This is a genomic window from Amycolatopsis sp. NPDC114503, from assembly GCF_055633655.1.
This window is the reverse complement of sequence record NZ_JBVKDT010000008.1, coordinates 148,500-169,212: the sequence shown is the minus strand read 5'-3', so window position 1 is coordinate 169,212 and position 20,713 is coordinate 148,500. Positions and strand designations below refer to the sequence as shown.

Genomic DNA, 20,713 nt, shown 5'->3' with positions numbered 1-20,713 from the left:
GGCTTCCTCCCCGGAGTTAAATCGAGGGCGCCCTCGACTTCGTTCGCCAAGCTACCACAAAACCCGAGGGAGCCCTCGACTTTGTACGATGGGTCCCATGGCCACCGGATCGAAGCCGTTGCGCGCGGACGCCGCCCGCAACCGCGACAAGCTGCTGGCCGCCGCGACGCGCGCGTTCGGCGAGCACGGCCTCGACGCGCCGCTGGAGCAGATCGCCCGCAGCGCCGGGGTCAGCATCGGCACGCTGTACGCGCACTTCCCGACCCGGGACGCCTTTGTCGACGCGATCCTGCCCGCGCAAATCGCCGCGTTGGACGACCTCGCGGCGAAGGCGTCGGCGGAAGCGGATCCGTGGCAGGGCTTCACCGGATTCCTCGACGGGCTGTTCGCGTTGCAGGCCAAGGATCACGGACTCAGCGACGCCCTCGCCCGACGGATGCCGCTGAGCCCCGCCGTACTGGAGGCGTGCCGCACCGGGTTCGAGCAGGCAGCACGAATCATTGACCGGGCAAAGGAATCCGGCCAGCTGCGCACCGATTTCGAACCCGCGGACCTCGCCCCGCTGGTCTCCGCGATGTCGCCGCTGCTCCGCGAATCACCCGAAACCTGGCGACGGCACTTGGCGTTCTTTCTCGACGGCCTTCACGCTTAGTCCTTTTCGGACTCTGCCCGTACCGGCACCAAACCTATTGCCAGCAACGGAAACACCGCAGCCACGCAATACGCCAGCGCATACCGGCTGTCCCCGATCACCAAGCCCAGCAACGGCGGCGTCAGCGACGCGGCGATATTCTGCGCGGTGTTCTGCGTCCCCATCGCCCGGCCGGACCACGCGACCCCCGCCAGCTCGGCCGACGCGGTGAAGCCGAGACCGTTGTCCGCCACCGTGATCACCGCCGCCAGCACCAGCGCGGCCAACACGAGCCACAGCCCAGTCGCGTCCCCGACCGCGACCAGCAGCATCACGACGACACTCGCGACGGCGAGCTGCCGCATCGGCCGCAACCGGCTGCCGACCCGGTCCGACCAATACCCCGACGCCAGCCGCCCGAGCGCGCCGAGCACCTGAGCCACCGCAACGAACACCCCGGCCTGCGCGGCGGTCCACTGATGCTGCGACACCAGATACACCGGCGCGAAGGCGGACACCGCGAACTGCGGCACCACCAACAGCGCACTCGCGCCGTGCACGCGCCAGAGCCACGGCTTGCGGTACGGCGACGGCGGCCGTTCCCCCTTCGCCGCACGCGGCGGCCGCGGCGGGTCCACGACGAAGGCCGCGACCAACAGCGCCACGAAGATCGCCAGCACGGCCGGCAGCAGCATCGCCGCCTGGAATCCCCATTGCGCGGCCAGCGGCGGCAGCCCGAGCGCGGCCACTCCGACGCCCAGCGGCTGCGCCGTCTGCCGGATCCCCATCGCGACGCCGCGCTCGGATTTGGCGAACCAGCCCATCACGACCCGGCCGCTCGCCGCGTTCACCGAAGCCGTGCACGCACCGGCCACGAGGAACACCCCAAAGAGAAGGCTGACCGGGTGGTGCCACAGGGCGGCGTACACGAGGAGTAACCCCGAAACGCCCAGGCCGAGCGCCATGATGAGGCGCTCGCCGTAACGGTCCGCAGCCGCGCCCCACACGATCAGCGTCAGCAACAGCCCGATGCTCGGGGCCGCGACGACCGTGCCCGCCTGCGCCAGCGTCAGATGGTCAGCCTCGCGCATGGCGGGCACGAGAAACGGCAGCCCGTAAAGGAAGGAGCAGCTGGCGGTCTGCGCGGCGAGGCCGAGCGCGAGGATCAGCCACCGCCGCGAGCTGCCCTTTTGCCGCACCTGCTCCCCGGTCTCGACCTGCGCCATTCCGTCCACCGTCTCACTATTTGAGAAATACGTCTTACATAGTGAACAATAGTTGGCATAGCTAACGAACGCAACCGCCTTTCGGAGGCGGCCGCGTTCGAGGAGCCGGGATTCAGCCGAGCGCCGCGTACCCGGGTTTGACGACCTTCTCGATCAGCTCGAGCCGCTCGTCGAAATCGAGGAACGCGGATTTCATGGCGTTGATGGTGAACCAGCGGAAGTCGTCGAGGCCGAAGCCGAACGTCTCGGCCAGCGCGGCGAATTCACTGGTCATCGTGCAGCCGCTCATCAGCCGGTTGTCGGTGTTGACGGTGACGCGGAAGCGCAGCCGGGCGAGCAGTCCGATGGGATGTTCGGCCAGCGACGGCACGGTTCCGGTCTGGACATTCGACGACGGGCAGATTTCCAGCGGGATCCGCCGGTCCCGGACGTAGGCCGCCAACCGTCCAAGGTGGACATTTCCATCGGCGTCCGTGGTGATGTCGTCGATGATCCGCACGCCGTGCCCGAGCCGTTCCGCGCCGCAGTACTGGATTGCCTCGCCGATCGACGGAAGTCCGAACGCTTCGCCGGCATGAATAGTGAAGTGTGCATTGTTCCGGCGCAAATAGTCGAATGCGTCCAGATTGCGGGTGGGCGGGAATCCGTCCTCCGGTCCGGCGATGTCGAATCCGGCCACGCCGGCGTCGCGGTAGCGCACCGCGAGTTCGGCGATCTCGAGCGCGCGGGCGTGCTGGCGCATCCCGCACAACAGCGTCCGCACCCGGATCCGCCCGCCGCCCGCGGCTACCCTCCGCGTCCCTTCGGCGAAGCCTTCCTGGACGGCCTCAACCACTGCATCGAGTGACAGTCCGCGCTCCACGAACAGCTCTGGCGCGTACCGCGACTCGGCGTAGACGACCCCGTCCGCGGCCAGGTCTTCCACCGCTTCCGCGGCAACCCTGACCAGCGCTTCCTCCGTTTGCATGACACCACACGTATGGGCGAACGTTTCGAGGTACGACACGAGGGAACCGGAGTCGGCCGCGGCGCGGAACCAGCGGCCGAGTTCGTCCGGATCCGTCGCGGGAAGTTCCCGGTAGCCGAGATCCTCGGCGAGTTCGGCGACGGTGCCCGGGCGCAAGCCGCCGTCGAGGTGATCGTGGAGCAGGACCTTGGGGGCACGGCGCAGGATCTCCGCGCTCAGCGGGGTTACGTCCGACATGCTCCAACGGTAGCCTCGCTGTCATTCCCCTACCTGGCCGTAACCGAGAGCACCGGAACAACCCTCTGCTCAGCACTGTGCGCAAGGAATCGGCCATCCGGGTGGCGCGCCCCTTATCCGCGTTCCCCGGGGGCCATACGCACAGCAATTTTCTTCATCGATAAGCTCGGGTCAGTCCCTTCCATTTTCCCCGCCGACGAAGGACACCGCAGTGACCACTGACAACCACATTGCCGCACCGTCGTTCGACCGGATGCGCAACATGCTGGTGCGCGCGGCCGAGGTTCGTGAGAGCGAGCAGCAGCAGATCTTCGACGCGCTCGACGACATCTACGCCCGGCTCGCCCCGGTGGACTCCCTCGGCGCGGTGCGCAAGCGGCTGTCGGAAATGCCGGACCGGACCGAGGTCGGGGTGCTGGCGGAGCGCCTCGACGAGGCGATGACGCGGCTGGAGTCCCAGGACAACGCGATCGCCGCGCTCACGCACGCGGTGGAGAGCATCGTCGACAAGCTGGCGAAGCCCTTCGCCCAGCTCGACGGACGCCTCGACGGCGTGGCGGCGCGGTTCGAGGGCGTCGCGGGCCGGATGGACGGGCTCGAGGACAAGCTGCAGAACATCCACCGCAGGCTCGACGAGCTGGGCGGGCACCTGGACAAGCAGGACGCGAAGCTGGAGTCGCTGCCGCAGGCCACCCAGGGCCCGATCCGCGACCGGATCGAGATGGCCGAGGCCTCGCTGCGCGAGCGGATCGAGACCACGGACCAGGAACTGCGCTCGCGCGTGGACGAACTGGACCGCGCGACGAAGGAACGCATCGCCACCGCGACCGACGCCGTCAAGAGCGCGGTCTCCGACACCGGCGAGATGATCGACCCGGCCGCCCGGCTCGACTCGGTGGGCACGAAGCTCGAGACGATCACCCAGCGTCTCGACGACCTGTCCGGCCGTATCGACAAGGTCGAGGACGACGTCACCGGCCGCATCGGCGACCTGGACGGCTCGGTGCGCAGCGGACTGTCGAAGGTCGAAAGCACGCTGTCGAAGCAGCCGGACACCGATTCGGTCGACTCGCTGGTGCGCCGCAGCAACGACGAATCCGTCCGCCGCATCGGGGGCCAGCTGGACGAAGCGATGGCGACGTTCGCGGAACTGATGCTCGGAGGCGGGCCCGCGGTGCAGCAGATCGCCCCGCCGCCGCCCGCCCCGCGTCAGCCGCGCCGTGCCAGCTCGCGCAACGGCCGGTCGCCGAAGGCCGCCGACGCGAAGGCCAAGGCCGGCGGCGACACGGACGAGTCGACTGACTGACGCCTCTGAATGACCGAAGCCCCCGTCCAGGATCTGGACGGGGGCTTCGTCGTTCAACGGCGTCAGGGACGAACGGTGTCCAGCACGATCTCCCGCGAAGCAGGCGCTTCCGCACCCACCGCGAACCCATTCTCCAGTGCAGCAAGAGCCGCCGGGATTGCCTCCGGAGTATCCGTGTGCAGCTCCAGCAACGGCTCCCCCACCACCACCGCATCCCCCGGCTTCGCGTGGCACAAAATCCCCGCCGCCGCCTGCACCGGATCTTCCTTACGCGCCCGACCAGCACCGAGCCGCCACGCAGCAACACCCACCGCGTAGGCGTCCAGCGACGTCAGCACTCCCGAAGCAGGGGCCTCGACCACGTGCACATGCTCCGGGCGCGGCAAGGCAGCCGAAGGATCCCCGCCCTGCGCAGAGATCATCCGGGCCCACACCTCGTAAGCCTCGCCAGACGCCAGCACCTCGGCCGGATCGACGGAAATACCCGCCAGCGCAAGCATTTCCCGAGCCAACGCCACCGTCAGCTCGACGACGTCAGCCGGGCCACCGCCGCGAAGAACCTCAACTGCCTCGGCGACCTCGACCGCGTTCCCGACCGCCCGCCCGAGCGGCGTGCTCATGTCGGTGATCAACGCCGTGCAAGCCACCCCGTGCGCCGTTCCGATGTCCACGAGCGTCCGTGCCAGAAGCTGTGCCTCCGGCACGGTCTTCATGAACGCCCCGGAGCCAGCCTTCACATCCAGCACGAGCCCCGAAGCACCTTCGGCGATCTTCTTGCTCATGATCGAGCTGGCGATCAACGGCACCGACTCGACGGTCGACGTGACATCCCGCAGCGCGTACAGGTTCTTGTCCGCCGGAGCCAGTCCCTCGGTCGCCGCGCAGACCACCGCACCGACTGAGTTGAGCTGCGCCGCGATCTCGTCCAACGACAAAGCCGCGCGCCAGCCGGGGATCGACTCCAGTTTGTCCAGCGTCCCGCCGGTGTGGCCGAGCCCGCGACCGGACAGCTGCGGCACCGCGGCACCGCACGCGGCGACCAGCGGAGCCAGCGGCAAGGTGATCTTGTCGCCGACGCCGCCGGTCGAGTGCTTGTCCACGGTCGGGCGCGCGACGTCCAGCGACAGCCGCGAGCCCGAGTCGATCATCGCGCCGGTCCAGCGCGCGATCTCGCCGTCGTCCATGCCACGCAAGAAAATCGCCATGGCCAGCGCGGCCATCTGCTCTTCTGCGACGGCACCGTGGGTGTACGCGTCGACGACCCAGTCGATCTGTTCGTCGCTCAGCCGTCCGCCGTCACGCTTGGTCCGGATGACGTCTACCGCAACTGGGTCTGATGCCGCCTCCGCGGGAGGAAGTGCGTCGGCGGGCGTCACGGCAAATCCTCCGGACCGAACGCGTCCGGCAGCACCTCCGACATCGGCAGCACCCCGCGAGGAGTGTCGACCAGGCAAGAAGAACCGCCGAGTTCAAACAGAATCTGCCGGCAACGGCCACACGGCATCAGCAATTCGCCAGCACCACTGCGGCAAGCCACCGCGACCAAACGGCCACCGCCGGAAAGTCGCAATTGACCGGCCATTGTGCACTCAGCGCACAAACCCAAGCCGTACGAAGCGTTTTCGACGTTGCACCCGGTCACCTGACGACCATCGTCCACAATGGCCGCGACACCGACGTGCAGGCCCGAATAAGGCGCGTAAGCGTGCGAAGCAGCCGAAACCGCAGCCGCGCGCAAAGCCTCCCAGTCCACTTCGGACATCAGTCGCCCTCACCTCGCCGATACTGCGCACCATCCGCCTTGGGTGGCCGGAGTCGTTGCGACGCAACGGCTAGCACGATCAGCGTCACGAAGTGCGCGGTGTACGGGATCAAGTCGCTCGGCAGCGTGTTGTTGGTCCAGTAGATCGCGTACAGGATCCCAGCACCGACCACGCCGAGCGCAGCCGCGAGCCAACGCTTCCGGATCAGCTGCACGATCACGATGATCGCCAGCAGAATCACCGCGCCGTACAGCAACGCCAGCACTGCGTCGCCGCCGCCGGCGAGCTGCAGACCGTCGGAGTACCCGAACAGCGCGGCACCGCCGAGGAGACCACCCGGCCGCCAGTTGCCGAAGATCATCGCGGCCAGACCGATGTAACCGCGGCCGTTGGTCTGGTTCTCCAGGTAGTCCGCGCCGCCCTTGAGCAGCACCAGCGACGCACCGCCCATGCCCGCGAAACCGCCAGAAATCAGCACGCCGACGTACTTGTAGCGGTACACGTTCACGCCAAGCGACTCCGCCGCGACCGGGTTCTCGCCGCACGAACGCAGCCGCAGGCCGAACCGCGTGCGCCAGAGAATCCAGTAGCTCACCGGGACCAGCACGATCGCGAGCATGGTCAGCGGCGCGACACCGGTCACCAGCCCGCGCAGAATGCCCGCGACGTCAGAGAGCCCGACGCGCTGCTGGTTTTCCAGCGAGCCAAGCCAGTCCGACAATCCGGCCGCCGAATAGGTGTCGAACTTCGGCACCGGCGGCGACTGGCGCGGGTTTCCCGACAGCGGCTCGAAAATCAGGTTCGCCAGATACTTCGCGACACCGAGCCCGAGCAGGTTGATCGCGACACCGGAGACGATGTGGTTGACGTTGAACGTCACCGTCGCCACGGCGTGCAGCAGGCCGCCCAGCGCGCCGAACGCGATCGCGGCCAGCAGGCCGACCCACGCGCCGCCGTAATACGCACCCCAGGCCGCGCCCCAGGTGCCGAGGATCATCATGCCTTCGAGGCCGATGTTGATCACGCCCACGCGCTCGGCCCACAGCCCGCCCAGCGCACACAGCAGGATCGGCAGCGCCAGCCGCAGCGCGGTCGACGCGGTGTTGCTGGACGTCAGCGCCGAAACGCCGGTGGCGTACGACGCGGTGGACATGACCGCGATCGCGACCACGGCCCAGATCACGCCGCGCAGCCAGCCGGGAATCCGCTGCCGCTTGCGCTTGACCGGCATCGGCGTCCCGGATTCCGGGCCCGGCCGGGAGAACTCCGTCGTGGTGGTCACACCGCACCGCCTTCCGCGACCGAGGCGCCCTTGCGGCCGTTGCCGGCGAGCGCCTTGCCCACCCTTCGCTGTTCCGCGGCGAGGTCGGCCCGGCGCACGATCTCGTACGCCACGACGACCGAGAGCACGATGACGCCCTGCATGATCGTCGCGATTTCCTTGGACACGTGAATCTGCTCCAGCGACACCGCGGAGGTGTCCAGGAACGCCCACAGCAGCGCGCCGAACGCGATGCCGCCGGGGTGGTTGCGCCCGAGCAGCGCGACCGCGATGCCGGTGAAGCCGTACATCTGGGTCGCGGTGATGCCGTAGCTGTAGTCGCGGCCGAGCAGTTCCGGCATGGCGACCAGACCGGCCACCGCACCGGAGAGCAGCATCGCGATGAGCGTCATCTTCTTCGCGCTCACGCCGCCGGCCGCGGCGGCTGTCGAGGACTCGCCGCTGGCCTTCAGCTCGAAGCCGAACCTGGTGCGGTTCAACATGAACCAGTACGCGCCGCCGATCACGATCGCGATGAACACGAACCCGAACAGCGTGCCCGAACCGAGCGGGATGCCCGGGATCCGGCCGGACGGCGCGATCACCCTGGTCCCGATGTTGTTGCCGGTCTGCACGCCGAACTGGTCGGCGTTGATGAGGAACGCGATGATGCCGGCGACGATCGCGTTCAGCATGATCGTCGAGATGACCTCGCTGACCCCGCGGGTCACCTTGAGCACCGCCGGGATCGTCGCGTACAGCGCGCCGGAAACGATGGCCACCAGCAGGATCACGATGGTGTGGATGACCGGCGGCAGCTGCAGCGCCCCGCCGATGATCGCGGCGACCACCGCGGCGAACCGGTACTGGCCCTCGACGCCGATGTTGAACAGGTTCATCTGGAACCCGATCGCCACGGCCAAGCCGGACAGGTAGTACACCGTCGCGAGGTTCACCGTGTCGACCGCGGTGGAACCCTTGAACAGCTGGCCGATCATCGTCCCGTACGCCTGCAACGGGTCGGCGCCGGAGATGACGAGCGCGATCGCGGACAGGATCACAGCGAACGCGATCGCGAGCAGAGGCGGCAAAAGCCGCGTGCGCCACGAACTCATGAGTCTTCACCTTCTTCGGCGCCAGTCATGGCGGAGCCGAGTTCCTGCGGAGTGACAGTGGCGGGATTCGCCTCGCTCACGAGCCGCCCGCGCAGCATCACGCGAATGGTGTCGGACAGCCCGATCAGCTCGTCGAGGTCCGCGGAAATCAGCAGCACGGCGAGGCCGTCCGCGCGCGCCTGACGGATCTGTTCCCAGATCAACGCCTGCGCGCCGACGTCGACGCCGCGCGTCGGGTGCGAAGCGATCAGCAGCACCGGGTTCCCGGACAGCTCGCGGCCGACGATCAGCTTCTGCTGGTTCCCGCCGGACAGCGCGGCGGCCGGAACGTCGATGCCGGGCGTGCGGACGTCGTACTCGCGCACGATCCGCTCGGTGTCCTCGCGCGCGCCCGCGATGTTCAGCAACTGCCCGCCGGACACCGGTTCACGCGTCTGGTAGCCGAGAATCCGGTTGACCCACAACGGTTGCGTGAGCAGAAGACTGTGCCGCGTGCGGTCCTCGGCGATGTAGCCGATGCCCGCCTCGCGCCGGGCCAGCGTGCCCAGCTTGACCAGATCGTGCGTCTCGCCGTCCGGCGGAGTCAGCTCGATGTGGCCGCCGGACGCCTTGCGCATCCCCATGATCGTCTCGACCAGTTCGGTCTGGCCGTTGCCCTCGACGCCCGCGATGCCGAGCACCTCGCCCGCGTGCACGGTGAAGGAGATGTCGTCCAGCACGTTGCGCTCGGATCCTTCGGCGGACAGCCGCAGGTCGCGCACGTGCAGCACCTCGCGGTCGGTCACCGTCGACTCGCGCGTCTCCGGGCTCGGCAGCTCCGAACCGACCATCATCTCGGCCAGCTCGCGGCTGGTGATCTTCTTCGGATCCGCGGTGCCGACCGTGGTGCCGCGCCGGATCACGGTGACCGTGTCGGCGATCGCGCGCACCTCGTCGAGCTTGTGCGAGATGAAGAGGAAGGTGTAACCGTCGGCCTGCATCTCGCGGACGGTCGCGAACAACGCGTCCACTTCCTGCGGAACGAGCACGGCGGTCGGCTCGTCGAGGATGATGATTTTCGCGCCGCGGTAAAGGACTTTGACGATCTCGACGCGCTGACGGTCGGCGACGCCGAGTTCCTCCAGCAGCGCGTCCGGCTTCGCGTGCAGCCCGGTCCGCTTCGACAGCTCCGCCAGCCGCGCCCGCGCCGCGCGGCCGATGCCGTGCAGCGCCTCGCCGCCCAAGAACACGTTTTCCGCGACGGTCAGGTTGTCGGCGAGCATGAAGTGCTGGTGCACCATGCCGATCCCGGCGCGGATGGCGTCCTGCGGGTTGCGCAGTTTCACCTCGCCGCCGTTGATGGCGATGCTGCCCTCGTCGGGCTGCTGCATCCCGTAGAGGATCTTCATCAGGGTCGACTTGCCCGCGCCGTTCTCGCCGCACAGCGCGTGCACCTCGCCCGCCGCGACGGTGAGGTTGACGTCGGAGTTCGCGACGACGCCGGGGAACCGCTTGGTGATCCCGGTCAGCTGGACGGCCGGCACGCCCCGGTCGGGGACGGCTTCGGCCTCGATCTCGGTCATCGGAGGGGACATCCCGTTCTGTCGAAACGCGTGAGGGCCCGGAAGGAAGATCCTTCCGAGCCCTGACGCGTCGTGAGCGTTACTTGGCCGGCTTGTCCGAAACCTTGATGGCGCCGGAAACGATCTGGGCCTTGTACCCGTCGAGCACGTCCTTGATGTCGTCGACCTTGCCACCGGAGGTGGAGTAGCCGACACCGTCGGACTTGAGGTCGAAGCGCTTCGGCACCGTGCTCAGGTCGCCCTTCGCGACGGCCTGCAGGTACTCGAACACCGCGACGTCGACGCGCTTGATCATCGAGGTGATGATGATGTCCTTGTCGGCGGCGACCGTCTTCTGGTTGTACTGGTCGGAGTCGACGCCGATGGCCAGCGCGTTGTTCTGCTTCGCCGCGTCGAACACGCCCTTACCGGAGGCGCCGGCGGCGTGGTAGACGACGTCCGCGCCGCGGGAGATTTCCGCGGCGGCCTTCGCGTTGCCCTTCGGCGGGTCCTGGAAACCGGAGAAGTCGCCGGCAGGCGTCAGGTACTCGTCCTCGACCTTGATCTTGCTCGAAACGGCCTTCGCGCCCTGCAGGAAGCCCGCCTCGAACTTCTGGATCAGCGGGGTGTTCACGCCGCCGACGAAGCCGACGTGGCACGTCTTGCTCTTGTACGCCGCGGCGACGCCGGCCAGGAACGAGCCCTGCTCCTCGGCGAAGACCAGCGGCGTGACGTTCGGCAGGGTGATCGAGTCGTCGTCGACGATCGCGAACTTGGTGTTCGGGTACTTGGCGGCGACAGCCTTCACCGACTGCGCGTAAGCGAAACCGACCGCGACGATCGGGTTCATGCCCTGCTGCGCCATCTGCTCGAGGCGCTGCTGCTTGGCGGCTTCGCTCTCGCTCGCGCTCGCGGTGCTCTCGTTGACGGTCGGGACGCCGAGGTCGGACTTCGCCCGGTCGGTGCCCGCGGCGGCCGCGTCGTTGAAGGAAGCGTCACCGCGACCGCCGACGTCGAAGGCCAGGCCGACCTTGAGCTTGCTGCCGTCGACCTTGCCCGAGGCGGCACTGCTGCTCGTGGCGGCGGCCGGAGCGGCGGCGGGCGGCTTCGGGGCGGTGATGCAGTTCGAGCCCGCATTGCCGTCCGAACCGGACGCGTTGTTGTTGCTTCCCCCGGTGTCCTTCGCGCACCCGGCCAGTGCAAGCACCCCAGCCATGGTCGCGGCGGCCAGCGCGGTTCCACGCATGCGACGCAACGTGTGTCTCCCTCCCCGCTGATCCAGCGGACGATCCAGGAACGGCCCGGTCACGGTCGCCCGGGCTCAACTGGCAGACCGTACCCAACCGCCGGGTAACCGCCATAGGAACGGCACGCTACGTAACACAAACGTTTACTCGGAGGCTCGATCCGCGACCATTCCGGCGCCGACCGTGATCAACAGCCCTCGCCCCGCCCGCCGCGCTCACTCACCGTGGTGCCGCTTTCCCTGGGAAAGGTCCGTGAAGGGAACCCTGGGGGAATCAGAGGCCCTCAGGGTTCCCCTCACGGACCGCTTGGACGTGCTCCAGACCACACGTCCGAGTGGTCTGCCGTGGTCACCGGTGTCTGGTCTGTCACAGAGAGGAACCCGGAGGTGAGCCGCGCGTAGGGGTCGGGTCTAGCATCCATGCATCCACGCTCGATGGCCCTGATCTCGGCACCGTCGCCGGAGTTGTCCCCAGTGGACCGACCCCGGCCGCGGGTGCGGACCTCACCGGTCACCCGGGCACGACAGTCATGACGTTGGAGGCCGTTCACCGATGTCCACCACGGCGAGCACTGCCACCGAAAGCGGGGCAGGAGCTAGCGATCGGGCGGGTGCCTCACGCCGGCAGGGAACTTTCTACCGGGGCGACCCCGGCATGTGGTCCTGGGTGCTTCACCGCATCACCGGCGTGCTGACCTTTTTCTTCCTGTTCGTGCACGTGCTCGACACCGCGCTCGTGCGCGTGTCGCCGAACACCTACGACCAGGTCATCGAGACGTACAAGACGCCGATCGTGAACCTGCTCGAGGTCGGCCTTGTCGGCGCGGTGCTGTTCCACGCGCTCAACGGGCTGCGCGTCCTGCTGGTCGACTTCTGGGCCAAGGGCCCGAAGTACCAGAAGACGATGCTCTGGGTCATCGGCGTCGTGTGGGTGGTCGTGATGGTTCCGGGTGCGTTCTTCATGCTGAAGCGCACCGTCGAGACGCTTTTCGGGGGTGCCTGATCCCATGGCCGACGCTCTGATCCTCGAGAAGCCGCGCTCGCCGCGGCGGCCGTCCGCCCGGCGCAGCAACTTCGAGCTCTACAGCTGGCTGTTCATGCGCATCTCCGGGCTCGCGCTGATCATCCTGGTGCTGGGCCACCTGTTCATCATGAACATCCTCGACGGCGGCGTGCACCGCATCAACTGGGGCTTCGTCGCCGGCCGCTGGGCCTCGCCGTTCTGGCAGTTCTGGGACCTGGCGATGCTGTGGCTCGCCGAGATCCACGGCGGCAACGGCCTGCGCACGATCATCGACGACTACGCGCGCAAGGACTCCACCCGGTTCTGGCTGAAGATCCTGCTCTACATCTCTATGGCGCTCATCCTGGCCGTCGGCACGATGGTGATCTTCACGTTCGACCCCGAGATGCCTGCCTCCTGAGGCGCACCCACCACTAGCTAGCGGAGTCTTTCCCTATGCAGTTCCACAAGTACGACGTGGTGATCGTCGGCGCGGGCGGCGCCGGCATGCGCGCGGCCATCGAGTCCGGTCAGCGCGCCCGCACCGCGGTCCTCACCAAGCTGTACCCGACCCGGTCCCACACCGGCGCGGCACAGGGCGGCATGTGCGCCGCGCTGGCCAACGTCGAAGAGGACAACTGGGAGTGGCACACCTTCGACACCGTCAAGGGCGGTGACTACCTGGTCGACCAGGACGCCGCGGAGATCATGGCCAAAGAGGCCATCGACGCCGTCCTCGACCTGGAGAAGATGGGCCTTCCGTTCAACCGGACGCCCGAGGGCAAGATCGACCAGCGCCGGTTCGGCGGGCACACCCGCGACCACGGCAAGGCCGCGGTGCGCCGCGCCTGCTACGCCGCGGACCGCACCGGCCACATGATTCTCCAGACGCTGTACCAAAACTGCGTCAAGCACGGCACCGAGTTCTTCAACGAGTTCTACGTGCTCGACCTGGTCCTGTCCGAGGGCGAGGACGGCAACCCGATCGCGTCGGGCGTGGTCGCCTACGAGCTGGCCACCGGCGAGCTGCACGTGTTCCAGGCGAAGTCGATCGTGTTCGCCACCGGCGGCGCGGGCAAGATCTTCAAGACCACCTCGAACGCGCACACCCTCACCGGCGACGGCCTCGGCATCATCTTCCGCAAGGGCCTTCCGCTGGAGGACATGGAGTTCTTCCAGTTCCACCCGACCGGCCTCGCCGGCCTGGGCATCCTGATCTCCGAGGCGGTGCGCGGCGAGGGCGGCATCCTCCGCAACTCCGACGGCGAACGGTTCATGGAGCGCTACGCCCCCACCATCAAGGACCTCGCGCCGCGCGACATCGTCGCCCGGTCGATGGTCCAGGAGGTGCTGCAGGGCCGCGGCTGCGGGCCGAACAAGGACTACGTCGTCCTCGACGTGACCCACCTTCCGGTCGAGGTTCTCGAGACCAAGCTGCCGGACATCACCGAGTTCTCCCGCACCTACCTGGGCGTCGACCCGGTCAAGGAGCCGGTGCCGGTGTTCCCGACGTGCCACTACGTCATGGGCGGCATCCCGACGAACATCCACGGCGAGGCGCTGCGCGACAACGAGCACGTCATCCCGGGCCTGTACGCCGCGGGCGAGGTCGCCTGCGTGTCGGTGCACGGTTCGAACCGCCTCGGCACCAACTCGCTGCTGGACATCAACGTGTTCGGCCGCCGGGCGGGCATCGCCGCCGCGGAGTACGCGCTGGCGCACGAGCACGTCGAACTCCCGGAGAGCCCGACCACGCTGGTCGAGGAACAGCTGGAGCTGCTGCTGTCGGAGCACGGCGACGAGCGCGTCGCCGACATCCGCAAGGAAATGCAGCAGACGATGGACTCGCATGCTTCGGTGTACCGCACCGAGGACACGCTGAAGCAGGCGCTGACCGACATCCAGGCGCTCAAGGAGCGCTACCAGCGGATCACCGTGGCGGACAAGGGCAAGCGGTACAACACCGACCTGCTCGAGGCCGTCGAACTCGGCTTCCTGCTGGAGCTGGCCGAGGTGCTGGTCGTCGGCGCGATCGCGCGCAAGGAGTCCCGCGGCGGCCACGCCCGCGAGGACTACCCGAACCGCGACGACACGAACTTCATGCGGCACACCATGGCCTACAAGCAGGGCGAGGGGCTGTCGTCCGACATCCGGCTCGACTACAAGCCGGTCACCTTCACCCGCTACGAACCGATGGAGCGGAAGTACTGATGACGACGGCCACCCCAGAGGCGCCCTCCGCCAAGGCGTCCGACGAGCACACGCCGATCCAGGTCACGCTGAAGATCCTGCGGTTCAACCCGGAGGTCGACCAGGAACCGCACTGGGAGACCTACGACGTCCCGGCGCAGCCGACCGACCGCGTGCTGAACCTGCTGTTCTACGTGAAGGACTACATCGACGGCACGTTCTCCTTCCGCCGCTCGTGCGCGCACGGCGTGTGCGGTTCGGACGCGATGCAGATCAACGGGATCAACCGGTTGGCCTGCAAGGTGCTGCTGAAGGACCTGCTCGAGAAGAACGGCAAGAAGACCGAGATCACCATCGCCCCGATCAAGGGCCTGACGACGTTGAAGGACCTCTACGTCGACATGGACCCGTTCTTCGAGGCGTACCGGGCGATCAAGCCGTACCTGATCACCTACGGCAACGAGCCGACCCGCGAGCGGATCCAGTCCCAGGCCGACCGCAACCGGTTCGACGACACCACCAAGTGCATCCTGTGCGCCTGCTGCACGTCGTCCTGCCCGGTCTACTGGAACGACGGCTCGTACTTCGGCCCGGCGGCGATCGTGAACGCCCACCGCTTCATCTTCGACTCCCGCGACGAGGGTGCCGAGGAGCGGCTGGACATCCTGAACGACGGTGAGGGCGTGTGGCGCTGCCGCACGACGTTCAACTGCACCGACGCCTGCCCGCGCGGGATCCAGGTGACGAAGGCGATTCAGGAAGTGAAGCGCGCGCTGCTGTTTAAGCGCGTCTGATTTTTTAGCTGTGAAAGCGGCCCTCGCCCCGAGCATTCGGGACGAGGGCCGTTTTCGTTGCTGCGTCAGTGAACCGCGTCCAGCGCGTTCACCAAGCCGCGTCCGTAGTACGAGTTGTTCTGCTTCGACCCCTCGCACGCCGAAACATCACAAGCCACCGGATCCGCCTCCGCCGTAAGCAAAGCCGCCAAAGCCCGCGGCGGCGCGTGCCGATGCGTAGAAGCCAGCAAAGCCGCGACCCCAGCCGCGTGCGGGGAAGCCATCGAGGTGCCGCACTTAGTGCCGTATGCGCCGTTAAACACCGTCGACAGCGGGCACCCTGCGCCCTGCCCGGAAGGCGGCACCTGCCCCGAATCGCCGCCCGGCGCAGTGACCGTGACCGAGCCGTAGTTGGAGTAGTAGGCCTTCGTCCCGGCGTAACCAACCGCAGACACCGTCACCACACCGTCGATCGCCTTCGGCAGGATGCCGCACGAAGAGTCAATCTTGTGTGGACGGTTCGGGTCGACAGTCTGCGTACGGACGTCGAAGCCGGAGTTGCCCGCCGCAGCGACGTTGAGAGTCCCGCGCTGCGTCGAGTAGGTGACAGCGCGCCGTACAGCCTCGTACGCGGCAGCGTCGCCCGCTTCGTTGCGGCAGTAGAACATCCCGGGGTCGATGTAGTAGCTGTTGTTCGTCACCTGAAAGCCGTGCTGCCCGGCCCAGACGAAGCCGCAGACGGCCGCCTCCGGGAAGATGTAGCCGTCGTCGTTCACGACCTTCACCGACGCCAGCCGCACGCCCGGCGCGATGCCGGTGAAACCTCGCGACGCGTCCTTGCCCGCGATGGTGCCGGCGACGTGCGTGCCGTGGTCGGAGTTCGTCGGTGTCCACGCGGAAGCATCAGGCGCGCCGGTGACACAGCCGGTCGACGACTGCGGGTCCACCGCGTGCGCGAGAGCGGGGTGCTTGGCGTCGATGCCGGAATCCAGCACCCCGACGGTGACCGATCGCGAACCGGGGTTGATCTTGTTCGCTTCCGGCGCGTGGATGGCGCGCATGTCCCACTGCTGAGTCGACAAATCGTCACCGGCGGCGACGCTCTCCGTCCGCTCCAGCATGCCGATCGCCGAGCGCGATCCGGCTCGGGCGGCGGCCTTCGCGGCGACGTCCTTGCCCGCCGAGTACGCCCGCTTCACGCCGAGCCGGTCGGCGAAATCCGCGTTGCGCGAGCTGGCGACCGCGACGCCGATCTCCGGGTAGTACGCGATCCGCTTGCCGCATTTGGCGCTCAGCTCCGCGTCGACCGAACGCTGCTTCTCGCCCGGTTGGTACAGCACGACGTAGCTGTACTGCGTGCTGGTGGTGTCACACGACGGCGCGGGCGCGGCGGACGCCGGCACGGCTATCGCACCGGCGGCAATCCCAGCCACCGCGATCGGAACGAGCAATCGACGTAAACGGGACATTTAGCCTCCATGGTCGGACGCCCGAAACTAAGCCAGCCCGGACGCGTCCCGCCACCGACCAAAGGACTCATCCCCTCATCAGGTGTTCGCGCGGTCCTTCGACGTCGCCCGGATGCCGCGCCAGCCGAGCACCCCGATCGCGGTGCCGAGCACGAACGAAACCACCGTCAGCACCGCGTGCACGATGAAGTACCCAGTGGGTGAACCGTCGACCGCCCAGGACTGGTTGCTGGCCCACAGATTCTTCGCGAACGTGATCCAGATGATCCAGGACCAGATGCCGAAAGCGAACAAGGCCATCGCTGTACCTCGTGAAATGCGCATGTCTCGAGTATGCCGCCGGACCATCGGCGCTAGATTGCGTGGGTGCACCCTGCTTTCGCCCGGTCGCTGCGAGCATTCGCCGCACCACTCGCCGCAGCCCTCGTAGCCGTCGCCGCGCCTGTCGCCTTCGCCGCACCGGCGTTGGCGGAGCAATGCACCGAGCACGCCGCGCCGCCGGCTCCGGTGGACACCTCGGAGAAGCCGAAGCCGGGCCAGACCGTCCCGCCGCCGCTTCCGGTGCCCGCCCAGCCGGTCGGCGGCGACCGTTTGGGCGGCTGCGGCCCGATCCTCCCGCCGGGCGCGCCCGCGCTGCCCGAGGGCGACACCTCGGCGTCGTGGGTCCTGCAGGACCTCGACACCGGCGCGGTCGTCGCGGCGAAGGACCCGCACGCGCGGGAGCGGCCTGCGTCGCTGATCAAGACGCTGCTGGCGCTGGTGGTGGTCACCGAGCTGAAGCCGGACCAGGTCATCGTCCCGACGAAGGAGGACGCCGAGCAGGAGTGCACCTGCGTCGGCATCACCGCGGGCGGGCACTACACGGTGGACCAGCTGCTGCACGGCCTGCTGATGCACTCGGGCAACGACGTGGCGCACGCCTTCGCGACCACGCTGGGCGGCGTCGACGCGGCAGTCGCCAAGATGAACGCGCTCGCCGCCCGCATCGGCGCGACCGACACTCGCGCGGCAACCCCGTCCGGCCTCGACGGACCGGGCATGTCGACCTCGGCGTACGACCTGAGCCTCGTCTTCCACTACGCGATGAAGCAGCCTGAATTCGCCAAGGCGGTCGCGACGAAGAATTACACGATCCCGGCGATCGACGGGAAGCCGCCGATCCCGGTGTTCAACGACAACAAGCTGCTCGGCGTGTATCCCGGTTTCCTCGGCGGGAAAACCGGCTTCACGGACGACGCGCGGCACACCTACGTCGGTGGCGCGGAACGCGAAGGCCACCGCCTCGCGATCGTGATGATGCGGGCCGAACAGCGCCCGACGAAGGTGGTCGACCAGGCGGCGAAGCTGCTCGACTACGGCTTCGCGCTGGAGAAGAACGGCGCGCAGCCAGTCGGTCAGATCGCCTACCAGCCGCTGAGCGCCGACGCCGCCCCGATGTCGGACAAGCAGGTCACCCCCGCGGGCGCGACGACCGCGGCGGCGGAGAAGCCGGACCCGTTCGGCACGACCGGCTGGGTGCTGACGGTGCTCGTGCTGGTGATCATCGTGGCCGGGTTCGTCGTCGGCTATCAGCGGAAACGCAACGCCCGCGCATAACGAACCGCGGAAAAAGGGCCTCCTTGATTCGCTCAAGGAGGCCCTTTTGTGTCAACCCTTCCGCCTGCCTAGCCACGCCAGCAGCGCGCCCGCGCTGAACGCGCCAGCCACGGAACCGAGCCCCAGCCCGTGCTGCACCGTCACCCGAGGCTCCAGCAACACCGGAGCGGGCGGCTGCACCACGCGCCGCTGGTTCTCCCTCGCGGTCGCCGTCCACGCCGTCACCAGCAGCAGGAACCGCGACACCAGGTTCGCGAACACCAGCAACCCGATCACCGGCCCGAAGATCGCCGCCGACGGGGACTTCGTGACGCTCGCCAGGTAAACCGTCGCGACCTGCTGCAAGATCACGAATCCGACCGCGGCGATGAGCGCGCCCTTGACCGCGCTCCGCAGCGCGACGTGCTCCCGCGGCAGCCGGGCGATCACCCACAGGAACACCAGCGCGTTGGCGATCAGGCTGAGCACGATCGTCGCGAGGTGCAGCAGGAACTTCGCCCAGCCCTGGCCTTCCAGACCGACCAGTTTCAGCAGCAGTTCGCCGAGGCCGCTGCCCGCCGCGGTGATCGCGAACGACACGACCAGCGCCAGTCCGAGCCCGAGCAGCGACAGCAGGTCCTTGACCGTCTTGCTGACGAACGGTTCCGTCTTCTTCTCCTGGCCCCACTGCGCGGTGAGGGCGTCGCGGAGGTTGGCCATCCAGCCGATGCCGGAGTAGGCCGCCAGCAGCAACCCGAAGATCCCGATGCCGCTGCCGGACTTCAGCGCCGCGTCGGTGATCTGCGTGACCAGGCCGCGCAGCCCCTCCGGCACCGAACTGTCGATCCCGTGCGTGATCTGGTCGATCACCGCGGTGTTGTGCCCGAGCACCATGCCGACGATCGCGAACGCCACCATGAAGATCGGGAACACCGACAGCACGCTGAAGTAGGTGATCGCCGCCGCGTAATGGTTGCCGTAGTTTTCGTTGAAGGAGTCGTTGGCGCGGATCAGGTGATCCAGCCACGGGTACTTCCGCCGCAGCCGGGGCAGCAGCTTTTCCTTGTCACCGGTCTCTTTCGCCACCGGAAAACGCTAACCACGGCGACCGGGCGCCGCAACGCGAGCGTGCCCGCGCGGTTACTGCTCGTGGAAGGCGGAGACCATCTTCTGTGCGGCGGGCACCAGCAGCCGGGTCGCGTCCGCGCCGCTGATGCCGTCCGGTGCGGCGTTGTGGTCGGCGAGGTAGAGCTTGAACACGAAGCGGCCCTTGCGGAACAGCACCTCGCCGTTGGTCTGGCCCTTGCTGGACACCTGCCCCTCGTCCCCGACCTGGGCGGGCGTGGACTGGCCGTCCTTCGGTGCGGACCCGAGGTAGCTCTTCGCCGCGTCTTCGCTGAGGAAACTGATCGCGCTCAGGTGCAGCGCGCGCCGGTCGATGCCGTTGTCCTGGCCGGTGCCGCGCTCGCAGTCGATCTGCACGTAGTTGTGCTGGGTGCTGTTGGTCATGATCATGTCGCCGACGGCGGTGGCCGGGGTTTCGGCGACCAGCGGCGAAGCCTCGGTGCCGATCGCCGGGGTCACCGCGTCGGGGGTGAGCATCGGGCAGGGCTGCGCGACAGATTTCGGGAATGCCGCACTGTCGTAACCGATGACGTTCGCCCCGGCCGGCGCGCTCACCTGCTTCGCGAAGTTCTCGGCGACCTTCTTGCCGAGATCCTGCAGCTTGCCCGCGCTCTTGTCCGCCTTCAGTTCGAAGTCCAAGTCGATCAGCGTGTCTCCCAGGACCAGCACGGCGTCCCCGGAAGCGTCCGACGGGCTCTCCGTCTTGCGGCGCTTCGAGAAGATCTTCACCGGGCCGACGGTCAGGCTGGGGTCCCCGTCGTCGAGGTAGGGCTTGGTGTCCACGGTCGGCACGTACGCCGGCTGGGACACCGCGACCGCCAGGTGCTCGTGTGTTTGATTGCCCTGGTCGTCTTGCAGGCTGTACACACAGTGGTTTACGCCCGAGGTCAGCGCCTTGGCGTAGGTGTTTTCGGACGACCGCAGCGGTCCAGAACCGTCGCCGACCAGGTAGCGGCGCTCGAAGGTGGCCCCGTTCGGGTCCGGCCGCGAGTCGACCCTGATCCCGAGCGCGACGAGGTCGGCAACCGTCAGCACGTTGCACGCCTGGACCACCGGCTTGCCGCCGATCTGCACCGCTTGCGGGTTCGCCTTTTCCTTGATCGGAGCGGGGTCCGGATACTGCGAGTTCGCATAACCCGGCCGTTGCACGGTCTGGCCGTCGCCGTTCGGGTCCTTCGCGTTCTCGCTGTCCGATCCGGACATTCCGCTGCACGACGTGACCAGCACCAGCGTCGCGACACTGATCGGCCACAAACCAATTGTGAATTTCACGCTATTCCGTCCC

At 67.8% G+C, this 20,713-nt stretch carries 19 protein-coding genes; 7 read left to right on the top strand and 12 right to left on the bottom strand.

Annotation, left to right across the window (positions count from 1 at the left end):
* Positions 1–97: 97 nt before the first annotated feature.
* On the top strand, positions 98–652 hold the full coding sequence (locus ACZ7OI_RS31665; RefSeq protein WP_470267759.1) for a TetR/AcrR family transcriptional regulator: 555 nt from the start codon (positions 98–100) through the stop codon (positions 650–652).
* Here the strand turns inward: ACZ7OI_RS31665 and ACZ7OI_RS31660 are convergent.
* Both ACZ7OI_RS31660 and ACZ7OI_RS31655 read right to left on the bottom strand, forming a co-directional pair.
* Entirely contained in the window at positions 649–1,866 is a 1,218-nt protein-coding gene (locus ACZ7OI_RS31660; RefSeq protein ID WP_470267758.1) for an MFS transporter, read from the bottom strand. The genes ACZ7OI_RS31665 and ACZ7OI_RS31660 overlap by 4 nt on opposite strands.
* A gap of 103 nt (positions 1,867–1,969) precedes the next feature.
* A complete protein-coding gene (locus ACZ7OI_RS31655) occupies positions 1,970–3,061 on the bottom strand; it encodes an adenosine deaminase (RefSeq protein WP_470267757.1) in 1,092 nt (363 codons plus the stop codon).
* A 211-nt stretch (positions 3,062–3,272) separates the two neighbouring features.
* On the opposite strand from ACZ7OI_RS31655, the gene ACZ7OI_RS31650 reads away from it, so the two are divergent.
* The gene (locus ACZ7OI_RS31650) at positions 3,273–4,367 is read left to right on the top strand and encodes a PA containing protein (protein WP_470267756.1); all 1,095 of its coding nucleotides are present in this window, start codon (positions 3,273–3,275) and stop codon (positions 4,365–4,367) included.
* Positions 4,368–4,429: 62 nt separating this feature from the next.
* On the opposite strand, the gene ACZ7OI_RS31645 is transcribed toward ACZ7OI_RS31650, so the two are convergent.
* From ACZ7OI_RS31645 to ACZ7OI_RS31620, 6 genes are all read right to left on the bottom strand, one after another.
* The gene (locus ACZ7OI_RS31645; protein ID WP_470267755.1) at positions 4,430–5,743 is read right to left on the bottom strand and encodes a thymidine phosphorylase; all 1,314 of its coding nucleotides are present in this window, start codon (positions 5,741–5,743) and stop codon (positions 4,430–4,432) included.
* Entirely contained in the window at positions 5,740–6,129 is a 390-nt protein-coding gene (locus ACZ7OI_RS31640) for a cytidine deaminase (RefSeq protein WP_009072565.1), read from the bottom strand. Before ACZ7OI_RS31640 ends, ACZ7OI_RS31645 begins: the two co-directional genes overlap by 4 nt.
* Positions 6,129–7,361, bottom strand: a complete 1,233-nt coding sequence (locus tag ACZ7OI_RS31635) for an ABC transporter permease (RefSeq protein ID WP_470268046.1) — start codon at positions 7,359–7,361, stop codon at positions 6,129–6,131. The genes ACZ7OI_RS31640 and ACZ7OI_RS31635 overlap by 1 nt, the downstream gene beginning before the upstream one ends.
* 47 nt (positions 7,362–7,408) lie before the next feature.
* Positions 7,409–8,506: an ABC transporter permease gene (locus tag ACZ7OI_RS31630; RefSeq protein ID WP_470267754.1), complete on the bottom strand. Its 1,098-nt coding sequence runs from the start codon at positions 8,504–8,506 to the stop codon at positions 7,409–7,411.
* Positions 8,503–10,068: an ABC transporter ATP-binding protein gene (locus ACZ7OI_RS31625; RefSeq protein WP_470267753.1), complete on the bottom strand. Its 1,566-nt coding sequence runs from the start codon at positions 10,066–10,068 to the stop codon at positions 8,503–8,505. The genes ACZ7OI_RS31630 and ACZ7OI_RS31625 overlap by 4 nt, the downstream gene beginning before the upstream one ends.
* A gap of 79 nt (positions 10,069–10,147) precedes the next feature.
* On the bottom strand, positions 10,148–11,293 hold the full coding sequence (locus ACZ7OI_RS31620; RefSeq protein WP_470267752.1) for a BMP family lipoprotein: 1,146 nt from the start codon (positions 11,291–11,293) through the stop codon (positions 10,148–10,150).
* Positions 11,294–11,846: 553 nt separating this feature from the next.
* On the opposite strand from ACZ7OI_RS31620, the gene sdhC reads away from it, so the two are divergent.
* The 4 genes from sdhC to ACZ7OI_RS31600 are packed head-to-tail and all read left to right on the top strand — an operon-like array spanning position 11,847 to position 15,280.
* Entirely contained in the window at positions 11,847–12,296 is a 450-nt protein-coding gene (gene sdhC / locus ACZ7OI_RS31615; RefSeq protein WP_078870582.1) for a succinate dehydrogenase, cytochrome b556 subunit, read from the top strand.
* 4 nt (positions 12,297–12,300) lie between these two features.
* On the top strand, positions 12,301–12,717 hold the full coding sequence (locus tag ACZ7OI_RS31610) for a succinate dehydrogenase hydrophobic membrane anchor subunit (protein WP_470267751.1): 417 nt from the start codon (positions 12,301–12,303) through the stop codon (positions 12,715–12,717).
* Between the two features lie 35 nt (positions 12,718–12,752).
* Positions 12,753–14,507 carry a succinate dehydrogenase flavoprotein subunit gene (gene sdhA, locus ACZ7OI_RS31605; RefSeq protein ID WP_470267750.1) on the top strand — a complete coding sequence of 585 codons (1,755 nt, stop codon included), beginning with the start codon at positions 12,753–12,755 and terminating at the stop codon, positions 14,505–14,507.
* Positions 14,507–15,280 (top strand): succinate dehydrogenase iron-sulfur subunit, encoded by a 774-nt coding sequence (locus ACZ7OI_RS31600; protein WP_470267749.1) that lies wholly within the window; start codon positions 14,507–14,509, stop codon positions 15,278–15,280. The genes sdhA and ACZ7OI_RS31600 overlap by 1 nt, the downstream gene beginning before the upstream one ends.
* 65 nt (positions 15,281–15,345) lie before the next feature.
* On the opposite strand, the gene ACZ7OI_RS31595 is transcribed toward ACZ7OI_RS31600, so the two are convergent.
* Together ACZ7OI_RS31595 and ACZ7OI_RS31590 are read right to left on the bottom strand one after the other, a co-directional pair.
* A complete protein-coding gene (locus tag ACZ7OI_RS31595; RefSeq protein WP_470267748.1) occupies positions 15,346–16,728 on the bottom strand; it encodes a S8 family peptidase in 1,383 nt (460 codons plus the stop codon).
* Positions 16,729–16,806: 78 nt separating this feature from the next.
* Complete coding sequence (locus ACZ7OI_RS31590) at positions 16,807–17,052, bottom strand: SCO4848 family membrane protein (protein WP_470267747.1); 246 nt, start codon at positions 17,050–17,052, stop codon at positions 16,807–16,809.
* 42 nt (positions 17,053–17,094) lie between these two features.
* On the opposite strand from ACZ7OI_RS31590, the gene ACZ7OI_RS31585 reads away from it, so the two are divergent.
* Entirely contained in the window at positions 17,095–18,324 is a 1,230-nt protein-coding gene (locus ACZ7OI_RS31585; RefSeq protein ID WP_470267746.1) for a D-alanyl-D-alanine carboxypeptidase family protein, read from the top strand.
* 51 nt (positions 18,325–18,375) lie between these two features.
* Here ACZ7OI_RS31585 and yhjD read toward each other — a convergent pair whose 3' ends face one another.
* Positions 18,376–19,389, bottom strand: a complete 1,014-nt coding sequence (yhjD, locus tag ACZ7OI_RS31580; protein WP_470267745.1) for an inner membrane protein YhjD — start codon at positions 19,387–19,389, stop codon at positions 18,376–18,378.
* A gap of 54 nt (positions 19,390–19,443) precedes the next feature.
* Entirely contained in the window at positions 19,444–20,700 is a 1,257-nt protein-coding gene (locus ACZ7OI_RS31575; RefSeq protein ID WP_470267744.1) for a hypothetical protein, read from the bottom strand.
* Between the last annotated feature and the right edge of the window lie 13 nt (positions 20,701–20,713).

What these genes read in the sequence shown, in the direction of transcription:
- ACZ7OI_RS31595 (WP_470267748.1), bottom strand. Translation starts at nt 16,728, where the DNA reads ATGTCCCGTTTACGTCGATTGCTCGTTCCGATCGCGGTGGCTGGGATT.
- ACZ7OI_RS31640 (WP_009072565.1), bottom strand. Translation starts at nt 6,129, where the DNA reads ATGTCCGAAGTGGACTGGGAGGCTTTGCGCGCGGCTGCGGTTTCGGCT.
- ACZ7OI_RS31625 (WP_470267753.1), bottom strand. Translation starts at nt 10,068, where the DNA reads ATGACCGAGATCGAGGCCGAAGCCGTCCCCGACCGGGGCGTGCCGGCC.
- ACZ7OI_RS31620 (WP_470267752.1), bottom strand. Translation starts at nt 11,293, where the DNA reads ATGCGTGGAACCGCGCTGGCCGCCGCGACCATGGCTGGGGTGCTTGCA.
- ACZ7OI_RS31630 (WP_470267754.1), bottom strand. Translation starts at nt 8,506, where the DNA reads ATGAGTTCGTGGCGCACGCGGCTTTTGCCGCCTCTGCTCGCGATCGCG.
- ACZ7OI_RS31635 (WP_470268046.1), bottom strand. Translation starts at nt 7,361, where the DNA reads ATGCCGGTCAAGCGCAAGCGGCAGCGGATTCCCGGCTGGCTGCGCGGC.
- sdhC (WP_078870582.1), top strand. Translation starts at nt 11,847, where the DNA reads ATGTCCACCACGGCGAGCACTGCCACCGAAAGCGGGGCAGGAGCTAGC.
- ACZ7OI_RS31610 (WP_470267751.1), top strand. Translation starts at nt 12,301, where the DNA reads ATGGCCGACGCTCTGATCCTCGAGAAGCCGCGCTCGCCGCGGCGGCCG.
- ACZ7OI_RS31590 (WP_470267747.1), bottom strand. Translation starts at nt 17,052, where the DNA reads ATGCGCATTTCACGAGGTACAGCGATGGCCTTGTTCGCTTTCGGCATC.
- ACZ7OI_RS31655 (WP_470267757.1), bottom strand. Translation starts at nt 3,061, where the DNA reads ATGTCGGACGTAACCCCGCTGAGCGCGGAGATCCTGCGCCGTGCCCCC.
- ACZ7OI_RS31665 (WP_470267759.1), top strand. Translation starts at nt 98, where the DNA reads ATGGCCACCGGATCGAAGCCGTTGCGCGCGGACGCCGCCCGCAACCGC.
- sdhA (WP_470267750.1), top strand. Translation starts at nt 12,753, where the DNA reads ATGCAGTTCCACAAGTACGACGTGGTGATCGTCGGCGCGGGCGGCGCC.
- ACZ7OI_RS31600 (WP_470267749.1), top strand. Translation starts at nt 14,507, where the DNA reads ATGACGACGGCCACCCCAGAGGCGCCCTCCGCCAAGGCGTCCGACGAG.